Source organism: Bradyrhizobium sp. MI1.7, from assembly GCF_055811795.1.
In genome coordinates this window covers 128224-143495 of sequence record NZ_JBVVPO010000011.1, presented here as the reverse complement: position 1 = coordinate 143495, position 15272 = coordinate 128224, and the positions used below count along the sequence as shown (strand labels likewise).

Annotated in this window: 13 protein-coding genes; 10 read left to right on the top strand and 3 right to left on the bottom strand. The window is 64.9% G+C overall.

Annotation, left to right across the window (positions count from 1 at the left end; translation table 11 throughout):
• Positions 1 to 51: 51 nt before the first annotated feature.
• The 4 genes from AC0L3X_RS13720 (at position 52) to AC0L3X_RS13705 (ending at position 3781) form a co-directional block, all read left to right on the top strand.
• Positions 52 to 1521 carry a YcjX family GTP-binding protein gene (locus tag AC0L3X_RS13720; protein ID WP_063985432.1) on the top strand — a complete coding sequence of 490 codons (1470 nt, stop codon included), beginning with the start codon at positions 52 to 54 and terminating at the stop codon, positions 1519 to 1521.
• Positions 1518 to 2543, top strand: coding sequence for a YcjF family protein (locus tag AC0L3X_RS13715; RefSeq protein ID WP_063985433.1), 1026 nt, complete (start codon positions 1518 to 1520; stop codon positions 2541 to 2543). Before AC0L3X_RS13720 ends, AC0L3X_RS13715 begins: the two co-directional genes overlap by 4 nt.
• Before the next feature lie 586 nt (positions 2544 to 3129).
• Positions 3130 to 3264, top strand: coding sequence for a hypothetical protein (locus AC0L3X_RS13710; RefSeq protein WP_256376432.1), 135 nt, complete (start codon positions 3130 to 3132; stop codon positions 3262 to 3264).
• A gap of 313 nt (positions 3265 to 3577) precedes the next feature.
• Complete coding sequence (locus AC0L3X_RS13705) at positions 3578 to 3781, top strand: hypothetical protein (RefSeq protein ID WP_063985435.1); 204 nt, start codon at positions 3578 to 3580, stop codon at positions 3779 to 3781.
• A 12-nt stretch (positions 3782 to 3793) separates the two neighbouring features.
• On the opposite strand, the gene AC0L3X_RS13700 is transcribed toward AC0L3X_RS13705, so the two are convergent.
• Entirely contained in the window at positions 3794 to 4036 is a 243-nt protein-coding gene (locus tag AC0L3X_RS13700) for a hypothetical protein (protein WP_063985436.1), read from the bottom strand.
• 256 nt (positions 4037 to 4292) lie between these two features.
• Complete coding sequence (locus AC0L3X_RS13695) at positions 4293 to 5798, bottom strand: glycosyltransferase family 39 protein (protein ID WP_063986685.1); 1506 nt, start codon at positions 5796 to 5798, stop codon at positions 4293 to 4295.
• Positions 5799 to 6226: 428 nt separating this feature from the next.
• On the opposite strand from AC0L3X_RS13695, the gene AC0L3X_RS13690 reads away from it, so the two are divergent.
• The 4 genes from AC0L3X_RS13690 to AC0L3X_RS13675 all read left to right on the top strand — a co-directional run bounded on the left by AC0L3X_RS13690 (position 6227) and on the right by AC0L3X_RS13675 (position 10104).
• Positions 6227 to 7957 (top strand): adenylate/guanylate cyclase domain-containing protein, encoded by a 1731-nt coding sequence (locus AC0L3X_RS13690; protein ID WP_155794894.1) that lies wholly within the window; start codon positions 6227 to 6229, stop codon positions 7955 to 7957.
• A gap of 217 nt (positions 7958 to 8174) precedes the next feature.
• Positions 8175 to 9374, top strand: a complete 1200-nt coding sequence (sorA, locus tag AC0L3X_RS13685) for a SorA family sulfite dehydrogenase catalytic subunit (protein WP_283017702.1) — start codon at positions 8175 to 8177, stop codon at positions 9372 to 9374.
• 12 nt (positions 9375 to 9386) lie between these two features.
• Positions 9387 to 9695: a SorB family sulfite dehydrogenase c-type cytochrome subunit gene (gene sorB, locus AC0L3X_RS13680; RefSeq protein WP_063985439.1), complete on the top strand. Its 309-nt coding sequence runs from the start codon at positions 9387 to 9389 to the stop codon at positions 9693 to 9695.
• Between the two features lie 208 nt (positions 9696 to 9903).
• A complete protein-coding gene (locus AC0L3X_RS13675) occupies positions 9904 to 10104 on the top strand; it encodes a cold-shock protein (RefSeq protein ID WP_008134691.1) in 201 nt (66 codons plus the stop codon).
• A gap of 170 nt (positions 10105 to 10274) precedes the next feature.
• Here the strand turns inward: AC0L3X_RS13675 and AC0L3X_RS13670 are convergent, their stop codons facing one another.
• Positions 10275 to 10736 carry an Lrp/AsnC ligand binding domain-containing protein gene (locus AC0L3X_RS13670; RefSeq protein ID WP_038954741.1) on the bottom strand — a complete coding sequence of 154 codons (462 nt, stop codon included), beginning with the start codon at positions 10734 to 10736 and terminating at the stop codon, positions 10275 to 10277.
• A gap of 114 nt (positions 10737 to 10850) precedes the next feature.
• Here AC0L3X_RS13670 and putA point away from each other — a divergent pair, with 114 nt between their 5' ends.
• Together putA and AC0L3X_RS13660 are read left to right on the top strand one after the other, a co-directional pair.
• Positions 10851 to 13850 carry a bifunctional proline dehydrogenase/L-glutamate gamma-semialdehyde dehydrogenase PutA gene (gene putA / locus AC0L3X_RS13665; RefSeq protein ID WP_231143619.1) on the top strand — a complete coding sequence of 1000 codons (3000 nt, stop codon included), beginning with the start codon at positions 10851 to 10853 and terminating at the stop codon, positions 13848 to 13850.
• Between the two features lie 116 nt (positions 13851 to 13966).
• A complete protein-coding gene (locus tag AC0L3X_RS13660) occupies positions 13967 to 15172 on the top strand; it encodes a CaiB/BaiF CoA transferase family protein (protein ID WP_063985441.1) in 1206 nt (401 codons plus the stop codon).
• Positions 15173 to 15272: the final 100 nt, after the last annotated feature.

Below are 15272 nucleotides of genomic sequence, written 5' to 3'. Positions count from 1 at the left end.
TTTTGTGAACGGCTTCACTGTTCCGCCCGCCCCGAGATCAATCACGTTCATATGGCATTCAGTTTCCAGGATATGGTCGAAGAAGCGCGGCTGTCGGCCAGGGCGCTGATCGACTATGGCGAGCACTTCTTCAACCCGACGGTGCGTCTCGGGGTCACCGGCCTGTCACGGGCCGGTAAGACCGTATTCATCACCGCGCTGATCCACGGCCTCACCCGCGGCGGCCGCTTTCCGGTGTTCGAGGCCTATGCCTCCGGCCGGATCGCGCGGGCGCATCTGGCGCCGCAGCCGGACGACGCCGTGCCGCGCTTCGCCTATGAGAACCATTTGCGCGCGCTGCTCGAGGAGCGGCGCTGGCCGAACTCGACCGTCGACATCAGCGAACTCAGGCTCGTCATCGACTATCAGCGCCAGAACGGCGCCGATCGCACATTGACGCTCGACATCGTCGATTATCCCGGCGAGTGGTTGCTCGACCTGCCGCTGCTCCAGAAGAGCTATGAGCAATGGTCGGTCGAAAGCCTCGCGCTGTCGCGCGAGGCGCCCCGCGCGCATCTTGCGGGGGATTGGCACGCGCATCTCGCGACGCTCAAGCCCGAGGCGCGCGAGGACGAGCAGGCGACGCTCACCGCGGCAAAGCTCTTCACCGGCTATTTGCGCGCCTGCCGCGACGAGCGCTTTGCGATGAGCCTGCTGCCGCCCGGCCGCTTCCTGATGCCCGGCAATCTCGCCGACACGCCGGCGCTGACTTTTGCGCCGCTCGACGTACGCGTGGGCGGCCAGGCACCGGACGGCTCGCTGTGGGCGATGATGGTCCGCCGCTTCGAGGCCTACAAGGACGTCGTGGTGCGGCCGTTCTTCCATGATCATTTTGCCCGGCTCGATCGCCAGATCGTGCTGGCCGATGCGCTCGCCGCGTTCAACTCCGGCCCCGAAGCGCTGCACGATCTCGAAGCCGCGCTTGCCGGAATTCTCGACTGCTTCCGCATCGGCCGCAGCACGTTCCTCTCCAGCCTGTTCCGGCCGCGTATCGACCGCATCCTGTTCGCGGCGACCAAGGCGGACCATCTGCATCATTCCAGTCACGACCGGCTCGAGGCGGTGCTGCGCCGCGCGGTCACCCGGGCAGTGGTGCGTGCGGAAGATACCGGCGCGGAGATCGACGTGGTGGCGCTCGCCGCCGTTCGCGCCACGCGCGAGGCCCAGGTCGCGCATGGCCGCGACAAATTGCCGTCGATCCTGGGAACGCCAGCGGCCGGCGAAAGCGCCGGCGGCGAGTTCTTTGACGGCAACACGGAGGTTGCGACCTTTCCGGGTGACCTGCCGCCGGACCCCGAGGCGCTGTTCAACGGCACCGACGCATTCCGGGGCCTCGCGACCCAGGCCGCCGAGAAGAGCGATTTTCGCTTCCTGCGCTTCCGTCCGCCAAAGCTCGAACGCGAAGGCAATGACGAGCCGGCGCTGCCACACATCCGCCTCGACCGTGCCCTGCAGTTCCTGATCGGAGACAAGCTGTCATGAACGACCGATCCAAGCCGCGGCGGCCGGCGACGTTCCGGCTCGACGATCCCGGCGTCGTTGTCACCGAAGCCGACGAAGCGGCGCGGCTTGGCCGCACCACGATCCAGATCACGCCCGAGCACGATCCGCAGGCATTGCCGGTGCCGATCGAGGCCGCGCTCCCGGCGCGTCGCGGCTTTCCCTGGGGCACGCTGTTCTGGTCCGGGCTCGGCGGGCTGACGCTGCTCGGCACCGGGCTCGGCGTGGTCCGTCTGATCGAGGATCTGTTTGCGCGCAGCGAAACGCTCGGCTTCGTCGGCCTCGCATTCGCCTTCGTCACCGCACTGGCGCTCGCGGTGGTGATCGGGCGCGAGGCCTTTGGTCTGGCGCGCCTTGCAACCATCGAGAAGCTGCATGCGCGCGCCGCGGCAGTCCTTGCCAGTGACGACCGCAAGGAGAGCCGCGTGATCGTGCAGGACCTGCTCAAGATCGCGCACCAAAATCCGCAGCTTGCACGCGCGCGCGCGACGCTGGAGAGCCACACGGGCGAGATCATCGACGGCGCCGACATGATCCGGCTTGCCGAGCGCGAATTGATGTCGCCGCTGGATGCGGAAGCGCGGCGACTGGTGTCGTCGGCCGCACAAAAAGTCTCGATCGTGACCGCAGTTTCACCACGCGCGGCGATCGACGTATTGTTCGTGTTCGTAGCCGCGTTGCGCCTGATCCGTCAGCTCGCTTTTCTCTATGGCGGCCGCCCCGGCGCGCTCGGCATGATCCGCCTGCTCCGCCACGTGATCGCCCATCTCGCTATCACCGGCGGCATGGCCGCGAGCGACAGCCTGGTGCAGCAGATGCTCGGCCATGGCATCGCGGCAAAGCTGTCGCAGCGGCTCGGCGAAGGTGTGCTGAACGGATTGCTGACCGCGCGGCTGGGTCTGGCCGCGATCGACGTGACGCGCCCGCTGCCGTTCGCGGCGCTGCCGCCGCCAAAACTGTCGGACCTCGCGACGGATCTGCTGCGGAAGAAGGACGAGGAGTAGCGGCGCTATCCGCGCCATCGTTCGCGCCATTCGCCGGACCGACACATGGCGCGGCGCCTGAATGAGCGAAGCTTAAGCTCGCGGTTCATCGGGAAAGTCGAAGCTGACAATGATAAACCCGACCGCACCAAACACCAACAGCGCCAGGAACAGTGCCGCAACAGCAAAGGACCACACGAAAGGCTCCGAGCAGCTGATGCCACCCAATCGAGCCAACGAGCGGAATATCATCCCTCGCCGGCTGATCTGAGGCAGACCCGGACGGGGTTAAAGGGCAATTGTCCGGTAAAATGACCTTGCTCAGTCAAGCCGCACCTCGCAAGCGAACTATCGAGTTAGCCCTTTCGAGTATTGGAGGATTATGTGCCGCAGTTAATGGCAACTGAGCACAAGGAGGCGGCAATTCAAGTCGCCGCTTTCAAGTCAGCCTCTGGCCGCCCCATACCACGGCGCATCAGCCCGTTAAGAAACTGGTTACCAGTCAATGTCACCATTTGCATATTAGGCCGCCATATGCGGCGCGCATTCTGAGAACGTCTCAATATTTCGACACGCTCGGTTGGCGGTCTCTTTCAGGAGAGGCCCAATGTTTAAGGGCTTAATGGCAGCGCTTGTGGCGCTGATCAGCACACTGCAGCTGGATCGATACCTGACCAATGGTCGGTACACCGACGCGGCCACGGATATGCTGCGGCAAATCAGGCGCGCGTTTGGATTTTGAGGTGCACTGGACGATTTGAGGCCGGTGATGAAGGGCATCCCCTGGACTGATCTCGACGCGGAGGAGCAACGCGCCATTGCGATATTGGGCGCCGGGCTCCCGATCGAGCTGTGTGACCCCGTCGCTCTCCCAAGATTGAAGCGGCTCGGGCTGATCGCAGGGTCTCATTTGACCGCTGCTGCGCACGAGCTGCGGAGGCGCGTTGTTCTGGAAGAACTCAGTGCGCGGGATTGAGCCGCGCAACCAATTGGCACGATCGATCCTCGCCTGGTCGGGAGTGCCTTGACGGGGCTAACAAGGCGTGGGGAGTTTGATGGCGGCAGGTGCAATTGAGCTGATCGTGGAGGGCTACGTTTCCCTCAAGGACCAAGCAGCTCTTGATGAGCTTCGGACACAGCGTCGCAAACTTATCGCAGATCTCGATGCATGTACCGGGATCGACTGCAGGAGTACCATCCGGCAGATCGAGGAAGACATCGTCGTGATTGAGGCCGGGCTGGCGCGGTTGCCGACCTAGTCGGCCGGATGTTTAGAGATTGCCCGGTGTCGTATCGGCAACGGTGCACCCGGTGTGGATCAGGTCCTTCTTGGTCACCCGCACGCTGCCAAGATAATAACCTCGCTCCTGGACGGCTGCCCTGATCTCGTCGCTGACCTTGAGAACTCTCGCTCTGCTCTTGCGCCATTTGTTGGAAGAGTAGAGCGCGGGCATCGGAGAGCCGTTGCTGACGACGAGGAAGTCCCGCTTGCCATTGCGATAGACATCAAACATGTCCTATCCCCGCAGATAATATCAATAAGAGAAAATATGTTTCGTCACGATAGCTCCAGCTTAGCGGCTTAAATGCTTGAGCGGGTGGTAATCTGGGATGGCGGCCTGTGAATGTCGGGAAAAATGCTGGTTGCAGCTAAGCGATCAGCTCAGATTTCTGCTCTATGTTGTTCTCATGTCACGCTAGGCCGCTTCAACGCGTGGCCTCGTTTGCCTTTGGGACCCCACAAGGGGAGAAGGGAAGAAGGTTGCCTCGCTAGGCGAGCGTACGTTTCTCGAATTCCCCCGCCAGCACCCGCCATTGAAACAGCGGCGAATCCGTTGGCGGCGAGAGTTCCGGCGTCCAGCCGGTGAGCTTCTCAATCACGTAGGTATCCGTCAGAACGCCGCGCCACCGACGTTCGACCTGGCCGAGCTGCTCGCGCTTCGCCGGGATCGATCCCCACACCGGTGCGCGATTGTCCGGCTCTCGCCCGACATAGATGCCTGCATGCCCGCTGATCCGATCGATGCCGGGATCGCGAAAATCCTGGAAGCGGCCGCGTTCGTTGATCTCGACGACGGGCACGCGGCCCCTGAACAACCAGCGCATCATCGCGTAGGTGCGATAGTCCGTCGTCGCGATCCAGGTCGCGCCGGTCTCGTCGAGCGCGGCCTGCGCACGCGCAGCTACCTGCTCGTAGCCGGCCTCGGCGCCGATCGGATCGATCTTGCCGAGGAGATTCCAGGGCGCGGCGACGTAGTACAGGAACACGATGACGACGAAGGCGATCCCCGTGACGACCGCCGTGTTGAGCCAGAAAATGCTCGACCGGATCATCCGCGCCGACCAGTGCTCGCGCGACAGCATGACGAGGTTGACCGCGGCGGCGGCAAAGCCGACCGGCCACATGAACATCGGCCAGGTGTCGCCGACCCTGAGCGTCGTCGACTTGAACAAGAAATAGAGGAACGGCACCAGCACCGCGGTCGACAGCAGGATCGCGACCGGCTCGCGCGTGCGATAGCCGCGCCACGCCGTCATCACGAGGCCTGACAGCACGACCGGCAGCATGACGAAGCCGACCAGGCCGAATTGCAGGCCGATGTAGTCGCCGATCGTGCGCAGCGAGATGCCGTAATTGGCGGTGGCCCGCACACCCTGGAAACGGAACGAGGCCCAGTCGTGCTGCGCGTTCCAGATCAGCACCGGGGAGAACACGGCAATCGCGATCAGCACCGCGAGATAGGGGTAAGGACTGCGCAGCCAGCGCCAGCGCCAATCCGGCACCAGCAGAAACGCGGCGACCGCCGGCGCGAACATGATCGCGGTGAATTTCGACAACATCGACAGTCCGGCGAACAGGCCCGCCGCCAGCCACCAGCGTCCATCGCCGCCCTGCGCGAGCCGCACCAGGGACCACATCATCGCCACCGCGAACGGGATCATGGCAACGTCCGGCGCGACCTTGGCCATCAGCAGGCCGTAATAGAGCGCAGCCTCCGGCATCAGCACCGCGAACATGATGGCGCGCGCATCATGAGTGAGGCGGCGGACGATGTCGGCGAGCAGCAGCTGCGTGACCAGCATCGCGACGATGCCGCCGAAACGGACGCCGAGCACGGTGTCGCCGAAGATCGCGGTACCAAAACGGATGAACCAGGCGATCATGGGAGGATGATCGAGGAAGCTGAGCGCTCCCTCCTTCGACCAGGTCCAGTAATAGGCCTCGTCGGTGCGCAGCTCGATGGCGGAGGCGTAGACGATGCGCAGCAGCGTCATCGCGGCGATGACGAGCACGGCCACGACGAGGGGCCGGCGCACGGCGCCGGCTGCGGGCGTAGTGATATCAGGGGCTGTCGTCACGGCCGCGCTTTTCGCCAACCTGGGAGGGGGAGTCAATGCGGGGGCGCCGCGCATATCGCTGTCGTCCCGGGGCGCGACATAGTCGCGAGCCCGGGACCCATAGCCACAGGGAGGAGTCGTGGCGCGAACTGGTAACCACGAGTCTTCGTCAAATCCGATCCTGTGGCTATGGATCCCGGATCGCCGCGCCGCTTGTCCGGGACGACAGCGGTGGGTGTGGCGCGCGCCTTTGCCCACCCTACGGTTCGGTAACCTTGCCGCGCATGTGATCAGGCCAGCTGTCCGCCCCTGGAATTAAACGCTACGCTGGCTGTTCTCCTTCATGAACTGATACAAACCGAATCATGGCCACTGCATCCTCACGATTGTCCGAACTGTCCCGCGCGACCAGCATGCGGCAGGTTCGGCTGGTCTGCGGCGTCATCCTGTTCTCCTACGTGGTGAGCCATTTCCTCAACCATGCGCTCGGCAACATCTCGGTCGATGCCATGGAGATCGGGGTCTACTATCACACGGCGTTCTGGCGGTTCCTCCCCATCGCGATCGTGTTCTATACGGCCGCGCTCACGCATATGGGGCTCGGAATCTACGCGCTCTATCAGCGCCGCCAGTTCCGCTGGCGAACGATCGAGCCGCTCCAGCTCGTGCTGGGCCTGAGCATCCCCGCCCTCGTCATGGCCCATGTGATCGGCGTCCGGCTCGGCTACACGTTGTACGGACACCAGAAGCTCTATCCGCAGGAACTCTATCTGTTCTTCGTCACGTCGAACCGCATCTGGACCATGACGGTCCTGCTGATCATCGCCTGGGTCCATGGCTGCATCGGCATCTATTTCTGGCTGCGCCTGAAGCCGTTCTTCGCGCGCGCCGCGCCTTATCTGCTCGCCGCCGCCGTGCTGATCCCGACGCTGTCGCTGCTCGGCGTCTACCAGGGCGGACGCAGTGTGCAGATCGAGGTCGACGACGGCGAATGGCGCACGCACAATCTCACCCGCCGCCAGCTCGGCTCGACCGCGGAAGCCGCGACGCTCGACCGCATCACCGGCGGCCTCACCATCGGCTATGTCGGCCTGCTCGGACTGGCGCTGGCGGCACGCGGCGTGCGCGCCTTGCGCGAGCGGCGCCGCGGCATGATCGCGCTGTCCTACGGCAACGGCAAGACGGTGCGCGTGCCGAAGGGCCTCTCCGTGCTGGAGGCGAGCCTGCGCCACAATGTGCCGCATGCCAGCGTCTGCGGCGGCCGCGCCCGCTGCTCGACCTGCCGCATCCGCATCATCGGTGACCATGCCGCCCTGCCCGAGCCGTCGCAGCGCGAGGCCTTCGTGCTCGCGCGCGTCGGCACTGCCGATCCCTCGATCCGGCTTGCCTGCCAGCTGCGGCCGGACTCCGACCTCTCCTTCTTCCAGCTGTTCACGCCCCACACGCATTCGGCGGACGGGCAGGCCTCGACATCGGCCAGAATCGGCCAGGAGCGCTACCTCGTCAGCCTGTTCGTGGACATGCGCGGTTCGACGCAGCTTGCCGAGAAGCGGCTGCCATTCGACACCGTTTTCATCGTCAATCGTTTCCTCGGCGCCGTCTCGCGGGCCGTGATCGAGAATGGCGGCCAGCCGAACCAGTTCGTCGGCGACGGCATGCTGGCGCTGTTCGGGCTGTCAGCCGATCCGGAGACCGCCTGCCGGCAAGCGCTGAAGGCTGCCGCCGGCATCGCCACGCATATCGACGAGCTCAACGAGCTCCTGAGCCACGATCTCCGCCAGCCGATCCGCTTCGGCATCGGCATTCACGGCGGCGAGGTCATCATCGGCGACATCGGCTATCGCGATCACATCGTCTTCACCGCGCTCGGCGATGCCGTCAACGTCGCGGCCCGGCTCCAGGACATGACCAAGACACTGGCCTGCGAAGCAATCGTCTCGGAGGAGGTCCGCCGTACCGCGGGCCTTGCCGACGATGCGCTGCCGCAGCAGGAGGTCGCGATCCGCGGCCGCGACGAGCCCCTGGCCGTGCGCGTGGTTGCGGACACGAGGCAGCTGTCGGCGCTGGTTGACCGAAGCGAGCGCGTCGCAGCTTGATTCTTCACCTCTCCCCGCTTGCGGGGAGAGGGAGTGCACTGTCACTGCGGCTACAGCTCGGCAATCTCGTTACGAACGTAACACCGGCTTGCTGCAACGCAGCGACATGGGCCTGCTGCGAAAGCACGAATTGACTTCATCTCGATCGTTGCGACAGATGAGCGCGGGATCGCGGTGATGACTGCGGTCCAACGAAAAGCTCCGGGAGGAGACGAGAATGTTCGATCGACGCGACCTGCTCAAAGGAGCGGGCCTTGCCGCTATGGCGGCCACACTGAATTCCACCAAGGCGCTGGCACTCGACACCGTCACGCTTCCCTTCGCCAATGGCGAGCGGCCGCTGGTGAAATATCCGCAGAAGCGGCCGATGATCGGCCTGACCAGCCGGCCGCCGCAGCTCGAGACGCCGTTCGCGATCTTCAACGACGGTCCGATCACGCCGAATAACGCGTTCTTCGTGCGCTATCACCTCTCGGACCTGCCTTACAATCTCGATCCCGACAAGTTCACGCTCGAGGTCAAGGGCAAGGTCGACAAGCCGCTCAAGCTGTCGCTCAAGGACATCAGGAAAATGAAGGCGACCGAGATCGTCGCCGTCAACCAGTGCTCCGGCAACAGCCGCGGCTTCTCCGAGCCGCGTGTCGCCGGTGGCCAGCTCGCCAACGGCGCGATGGGCAATGCGCGCTGGCGCGGCGTGCCGCTGAAGGCCGTGCTGGAGATGGCAGGCGTGCAGAGCGGCGCCAAGCAGGTCACCTTCAACGGCATGGACGGCCCCGTCAGCGACAAGACGCCCGATTTCGTCAAGGCGCTCGATCTCGAGCACGCCACCGACGGCGAGGTGATGCTGGCCTATGGCATGAACGGCGAGGACCTGCCGTTCCTCAACGGCTTTCCGCTGCGCCTGATCGTCCCCGGCTATTACGGCACCTACTGGGTCAAGCACCTCAACGAGATCACCGTCATCGACAATGTCTATGACGGCTTCTGGATGAAGTCGGCCTATCGCATTCCGGACACGCCGAACAATGCGGTCGAGCCGGGCACCGCGCCGAAGGCGACGATCCCGATCAACCGCTTCACCATCCGATCCTTCATCACCAGCGTTCCCGACGGTGCCAAGCTGAAGGCAGGCGGCACGACGCTGCGCGGCATCGCCTTCGACGGCGGCAAGGGCATCAAGGACGTCCAGGTTTCCACCGACGGCGGCAAGACCTGGGTCAGCGCCAAGCTCGGCAAGGATCTCGGCAAATACTCATTCCGTGAATGGAAGCTGCCGGTGAAGCTCGCGGCGGGCGCCCACGAGCTCAGGGTGCGCGCCACCGGCAATGGCGGCGAGACCCAGCCGGATGCGCCACGCTGGAACCCTGCGGGTTATCTACGCAACGTCGTCGAAACCGTCCGCGTCACCGTGGCCTGAGAGAGAATGATCATGCAGCGCACCGTTCTCCTCGCCATCTCACTCACCGTCGCCGCAATGGTGGGTTCGGCGCTTGCAGCGCCGCTCAACTACAAGACGCCCGACGAGGTCGCGGCCTTCAAGCCAGGCCCCAATCTCGAGGTCGTGCAGGGCAATTGCAGCGCCTGCCACTCGGCCGATTACGTCAACACGCAGCCGCCGATGAAGGACAAGAAAGGTTTTTGGCAGGCCGAGGTGACCAAGATGATCAAGGTCTATGGCGCCCCGATCGACGATGCCGATGTCGGCAAGATCGTCGATTATCTGGCCGCGACTTATTGACGGATGGCGCGCGGCGTGCCGATCAATTGACCGCGAAACGGGCAGAATCGGCAAAATCGCTGCGAAGTTGAGCGGAATTCGGCGAAATGCCGATATGGTTTGAGCTACCAAGCCGGCCACATTCCGCGTATCCTGTTAGGACCGAACCGGCCGGTTGGCGGGGACTGGCGGTTCGAGATCTCGGAGGAAGACCCGCGGAGAAGACGTGATGGCTAAAGGTACGGTCAAGTGGTTCAACCCGACGAAGGGTTATGGATTTATCCAGCCTGCGTCGGGCGGCAAGGATGTGTTCGTGCATATCTCGGCAGTGCAGAAAGCCGGTCTGTCGTCCCTGAACGAAGGACAGACGGTGGAATACGAAGAGATCGCAAACCGGGGCAAGACCTCCGCAGAGAACCTCAAAGTATAAGCCCGGCAGCCTTTGCTGCCTCCCGGATCTGTCCGGGAGCCGGGCCAAAAAAATTTTAGAAGACGGCCAGTGCATTCGACGACGGGCGTTGCGATTGCACACGGAGAGCTATTTTCCCGCGAAGACCGCTCGTTCAACGCCACAGCAATGACAATCGCGACGGCCCTTCGTTAGTCCACCGGCAATGGTGCGTCGCGCTTGATCTCTTCCATCACCGCATAGGTTCGCGTCTCGCGCACGCCCGGCATCGACAGCAACGTCTCGCCGAGGAAGCGTCGATAGGCGGTCATGTCCGCAAGCCGCGCCTTCACAAGATAGTCGAAGCCTCCTGCAACCATGTGACACTCCAGCACCTCGGGTGCGAGTTTCACCGCGCGCGCGAACCGCTCGAAATTGTCCGGCGTGGTCTTGTCGAGCAGCACCTCGACGAACACCAGAAGACCCAGGCCGAGCCGGTGCGGATTGAGCCGCGCGCCGTAGCCCTCGACAAAGCCCTCCCGCTGCAACCGCTTCAGCCGCTCGCCGACCGAGGTCGGCGAAAGCCCGATGCGCTCCGCAAGCTCGACATTGGCGATGCGCCCGTCCTGCTGCAGAATTGAGAGGATCTTCCGGTCGATTCGATCGAGTTCCATATTTTATGTGGCCAATGTACCAATGATCTTCATTTTCTAAGGCAAAATGGCTAATTTGTCTATCGAACTACGGTCTAGCGGGCCTTATCCTGGATTCGAGCCACAGGACACGCCATGCCGAACATCCCGCCGCCCTTCACCGCCCCCTATGCGCCCGATGATGCCGAGATTGCCGCGCGACTCTTGCCCGCTTCGCATCTCGGCCCGCCGCAGGAGGCGCGGATCGACCGCACCGCGACGCGGCTGATCGAGGCGATCCGCAAGCGCGACGACCGGCTTGGCGGGGTCGAGGACATGCTGCGGGAGTTCGCGCTTTCGACCAAGGAGGGGCTCGCCCTGATGGTGCTGGCCGAGGCGCTGCTCCGCGTGCCCGACGCGCGCACCGCCGACCAGTTCATCGAGGACAAGCTCGGCGAAGGCGACTTCATCCACCACGAGACCAAGTCCACGGCCTTCCTGGTCAATGCCTCGGCCTGGGCGCTCGGCCTCTCGGCGCGAGTGATCCAGCCCGGCGAGACGCCCGACGGCACCATCGGCCGGCTGGTGAAGCGGCTGGGCGCGCCGGCGGTGCGCACCGCCACGCGCCAGGCGATGCGGCTGATGGGCAACCATTTCGTGCTGGGGGAGACCATCGAGCAGGCGCTGGAGCGGGGTAAGCCGCGCTCCGGCCAAAAGACGCGCTACTCCTTCGACATGCTCGGCGAGGGCGCGCGCACGGCGGAGGACGCCAGGCGCTATTTCGACGCCTATGCGAGCGCGATTCTGACCATCGGCAAGGCTGCGGGCAGCTATCCCCTGCCCGACCGGCCCGGCATCTCGGTCAAGCTGTCGGCGCTGCATCCGCGCTTCGAGGCCATCAGCCGCAACCGCGTGATGGGCGAGCTGGTGCCGCAACTGCTGGACCTGGCGCAGCGCGCCAAGGCGCATGATTTGAACTTCACCGTCGACGCCGAGGAAGCGGACCGGCTGGAGCTGTCGCTCGACGTGATCGCGGCAACGCTCGCCGATCCCTCGCTCAGCGGCTGGGACGGCTTTGGCCTGGCGATCCAGGCCTATCAGAAGCGCGCGAGCGCCGTGATCGACTATGTCGACGCGCTCGCCCGCGCGCATGACCGCAAGCTGATGGTGCGGCTGGTCAAGGGCGCCTATTGGGACACCGAGATCAAGCGCGCGCAGGAGCGCGGGCTGGACGGCTATCCCGTGTTCACGCGCAAGGCGATGACGGATCTGAACTACGTCGCCTGCGCTTCGAAGCTTTTGAGTCTGCGGCCGCGCATCTTTCCGCAATTCGCCACCCACAACGCGCTGACGGTCGCGACCGTGCTGGAGCTTGCGCAAGATGGCGGCGGCTTCGAATTCCAGCGCCTGCACGGCATGGGCGAAGCGCTCTACGAACAGCTCGCCAAGGATCATCCTGACATCGCCTACCGCACCTATGCCCCGGTCGGCAGCCATCGCGACCTGCTCGCCTATCTGGTGCGGCGGCTGCTGGAGAACGGCGCCAACTCGTCGTTCGTGGCGCAGGCGGCCGACTATCGTGTGCCGGTTGTGGCGCTGTTGCAGCGTCCGGCCGATGCCATCGTCCGGCCGCAAGCGGCGGCCCATCCCAGAATTCCGTTGCCGGGCGATCTGTTCGCGCCGGACCGGCGCAATTCGCGCGGCGTCGAATTCGGCGCGCGCGCGGCGCTCGACCGGCTGCTGGCGGACGCGAAGGCCGAGGCAGCCGACCTCAAGCCCATAGCCGACACAACGCCGGACCGAGCCAATGCGTCGGTGACTGCTGCGCGCGCCGGCTTTGCCGCCTGGAGCCGAACGCCGGCGGCCACGCGCGCGGCCGCACTGGAGCAGGCCGCGCATCTGTTGGAGAGCCGGAGCGCCCATTTCATCGCGCTGCTGCAAGCCGAGGGCGGCAAGACGCTGGACGATGCGCTATCGGAGCTGCGCGAGGCCGCCGACTTCTGCCGCTACTATGCCGCACAGGGTCGAAAGCTGTTCGGCGTTGAGGCCGCCATGCCGGGCCCGACCGGCGAGAGCAATGCGCTCGCGATGCGCGGCCGCGGCGCCTTCGTCGCGATCTCGCCGTGGAATTTCCCGCTGGCGATCTTCATGGGCCAGGTCACGGCGGCGCTGATGGCCGGAAACAGCGTGATCGCAAAACCCGCCGAGCAGACGCCGCGCATCGCGCGTGAGGCCGTAGCGCTGCTGCACGAGGCCGGCATTCCCAGGAGCGCGCTGCATCTCGTCACCGGTGACGGCCGCATCGGCGCCGTGCTGACGGCGCATGCCGACATCGCCGGCGTCGTCTTCACCGGCTCGACCGAGGTCGCGCGCCTGATCAACCGGACGCTCGCCGCCAAGGAGGGGCCGATCGTGCCGCTGATCGCGGAGACCGGCGGTATCAACGCCATGATCGCGGATGCGACCGCGCTGCCCGAGCAGGTCGCCGACGACGTCGTGACCTCGGCCTTCCGCTCCGCCGGCCAGCGCTGCTCGGCGCTGCGGCTGCTGTTCGTGCAGGAGGATGTCGCCGACCGCATGATCGAGATGATCGCGGGCGCGGCGCGCGAATTGAAGATCGGCGACCCCGGCGATGTCGCGACCCATGTCGGTCCGGTGATCGACGCTGAGGCCAAGCAGCGCCTCGATGCGCATATCGCGCGGATGAAGTGCGAGGCGCGGCTACACTTTGCAGGCACTGCGCCCGACGGCTGCTTCGTCGCCCCGCACATTTTCGAGCTCAAGGACGCCGGCCAGCTCACCGAGGAGGTGTTCGGCCCGATCCTGCACGTCGTGCGCTATCGCGCGGAAAACCTCGACCGCGTCCTGCAGGCGATCGAGCGCAGCGGCTATGGACTCACGCTCGGCATTCACTCCCGGATCGACGACACCATCGAGGCGATCATCGATCGCGTCCAGGTCGGCAACATCTATGTCAACCGCAACATGATCGGCGCCGTGGTCGGCGTGCAGCCATTCGGCGGCAACGGGCTGTCCGGAACCGGCCCGAAAGCGGGCGGCCCGCATTATCTCGCACGCTTTGCGACCGAGCAGACCGTGACGATCAACACCGCGGCAGCCGGCGGCAATGCCGCGCTGCTTGCGGGGGAGGAGTGAAGCCCTGCGCCTGGCGCCGTTGCATCCCGCCGAAACATCGGTCTAATGCTGCCATGACTTGACCTGCGCCAATTCCAGCGCGCGGGAAACAACAAGAGCGAGGGAGCTACGCCGCGATGGAAAAGGGCATTTTTGCAGGGCTCAAGGTTCTGGACTGCGCGAGCTTCATCGCAGCGCCCGCCGCCGCGACCGTGCTGTCGGATTTCGGCGCCGACGTCATCAAGATCGAGCCGCCCGGCGCCGGCGACCCCTACCGCAATCTGCCCAACATTCCGGGCTATCCGACCAGCGAGCACAATTTCGCCTGGCTGCTGGAGGCCCGCAACAAGAAAAGCATCGCGCTCGACCTCTCCAAGCCGGAGGCGCAGGCCGTGCTCTACAAGCTGGTCGAAGAGGCCGACGTCTTCATCACCAACATGCCGCCGCCGGTGCGCGCCAAGCTCGGCATCACCTATGATCATCTCGCCCATCTCAACGACCGGCTGATCTACGCCTCCTTCACCGGCTATGGCGAAAAGGGCGAAGAGGCCAACAAGCCCGGCTTCGACAGCAACGCCTATTGGGCGCGTTCAGGCCTGATGGACCTCGTCCGCGCCGACACCCACACGACGCCGGCCCGCTCGGTCGCCGGCATGGGCGACCATCCCTGCGCCATGGCGTTCTATGGCGCCATCGTCACCGCGCTGTATCAGCGCGAGAAGACCGGCAAGGGCTCGCATGTCGCCTCCAATCTGATGGCGAACGGGGTGTGGGCCGCGGGCACGCTGGCGCAGGCAAAACTGTGCGGCTCCAAGTTCGCCGAGAGGCGGCCGCGCGAACGTGCGCTGAACGCCGTGGCCAACCACTACCAGTGCAAGGACGGCCGCTGGTTGATCCTGTCGCTGCTGAGCGAGGAGAAGCAGTTTCCGATACTGGCCAGATGCCTGGGACGCGAGGACCTGATTGACGATCCGCGTTTCGCCACCAAGGCCGACCGTCACGCCCGTTCGGTCGAACTGATCAAGATTTTTGACGAGACCTTCGCCACCAGGGATCTTGCCGAATGGCGCAAGATCCTCGACGGCAACGGCCTCGTGTTCGGCATCGTCGGCATTCTCGACGACATCCCCAACGACAAGCAGATGCTCGACAACGAGGTGCTGGTGCCGTTCGAGAACGACACCATGCTCACCATCTCCAGCCCGATCTGGATCGACGGCGCCAAGAAGGTCCAGCCGCGCAAGCCGCCCGCCGTCGGCGAGCACAGTGACGAGATTTTGCGCGGGGCGGGATACGACGAGAAGGCGATCAAGCAGCTGCGGGGTTCGGGGGCGGTCGGCTAGAAGCGTCGCTGGCGCAACCCCCGTGCATTGGGGGGCGCGGCCCCCCCCCCGGAAAAAACCAACCCGGGGGGTGGGGGGTTTGTTTGGGGGGGGGGGCGGG

What these genes read in the sequence shown, in the direction of transcription:
- AC0L3X_RS13720 (WP_063985432.1), top strand. Translation starts at nt 52, where the DNA reads ATGGCATTCAGTTTCCAGGATATGGTCGAAGAAGCGCGGCTGTCGGCC.
- AC0L3X_RS13715 (WP_063985433.1), top strand. Translation starts at nt 1,518, where the DNA reads ATGAACGACCGATCCAAGCCGCGGCGGCCGGCGACGTTCCGGCTCGAC.
- AC0L3X_RS13710 (WP_256376432.1), top strand. Translation starts at nt 3,130, where the DNA reads ATGTTTAAGGGCTTAATGGCAGCGCTTGTGGCGCTGATCAGCACACTG.
- AC0L3X_RS13705 (WP_063985435.1), top strand. Translation starts at nt 3,578, where the DNA reads ATGGCGGCAGGTGCAATTGAGCTGATCGTGGAGGGCTACGTTTCCCTC.
- AC0L3X_RS13700 (WP_063985436.1), bottom strand. Translation starts at nt 4,036, where the DNA reads ATGTTTGATGTCTATCGCAATGGCAAGCGGGACTTCCTCGTCGTCAGC.
- AC0L3X_RS13695 (WP_063986685.1), bottom strand. Translation starts at nt 5,798, where the DNA reads ATGACGCTGCTGCGCATCGTCTACGCCTCCGCCATCGAGCTGCGCACC.
- AC0L3X_RS13690 (WP_155794894.1), top strand. Translation starts at nt 6,227, where the DNA reads ATGGCCACTGCATCCTCACGATTGTCCGAACTGTCCCGCGCGACCAGC.
- sorA (WP_283017702.1), top strand. Translation starts at nt 8,175, where the DNA reads ATGTTCGATCGACGCGACCTGCTCAAAGGAGCGGGCCTTGCCGCTATG.
- sorB (WP_063985439.1), top strand. Translation starts at nt 9,387, where the DNA reads ATGCAGCGCACCGTTCTCCTCGCCATCTCACTCACCGTCGCCGCAATG.
- AC0L3X_RS13675 (WP_008134691.1), top strand. Translation starts at nt 9,904, where the DNA reads ATGGCTAAAGGTACGGTCAAGTGGTTCAACCCGACGAAGGGTTATGGA.
- AC0L3X_RS13670 (WP_038954741.1), bottom strand. Translation starts at nt 10,736, where the DNA reads ATGGAACTCGATCGAATCGACCGGAAGATCCTCTCAATTCTGCAGCAG.
- putA (WP_231143619.1), top strand. Translation starts at nt 10,851, where the DNA reads ATGCCGAACATCCCGCCGCCCTTCACCGCCCCCTATGCGCCCGATGAT.
- AC0L3X_RS13660 (WP_063985441.1), top strand. Translation starts at nt 13,967, where the DNA reads ATGGAAAAGGGCATTTTTGCAGGGCTCAAGGTTCTGGACTGCGCGAGC.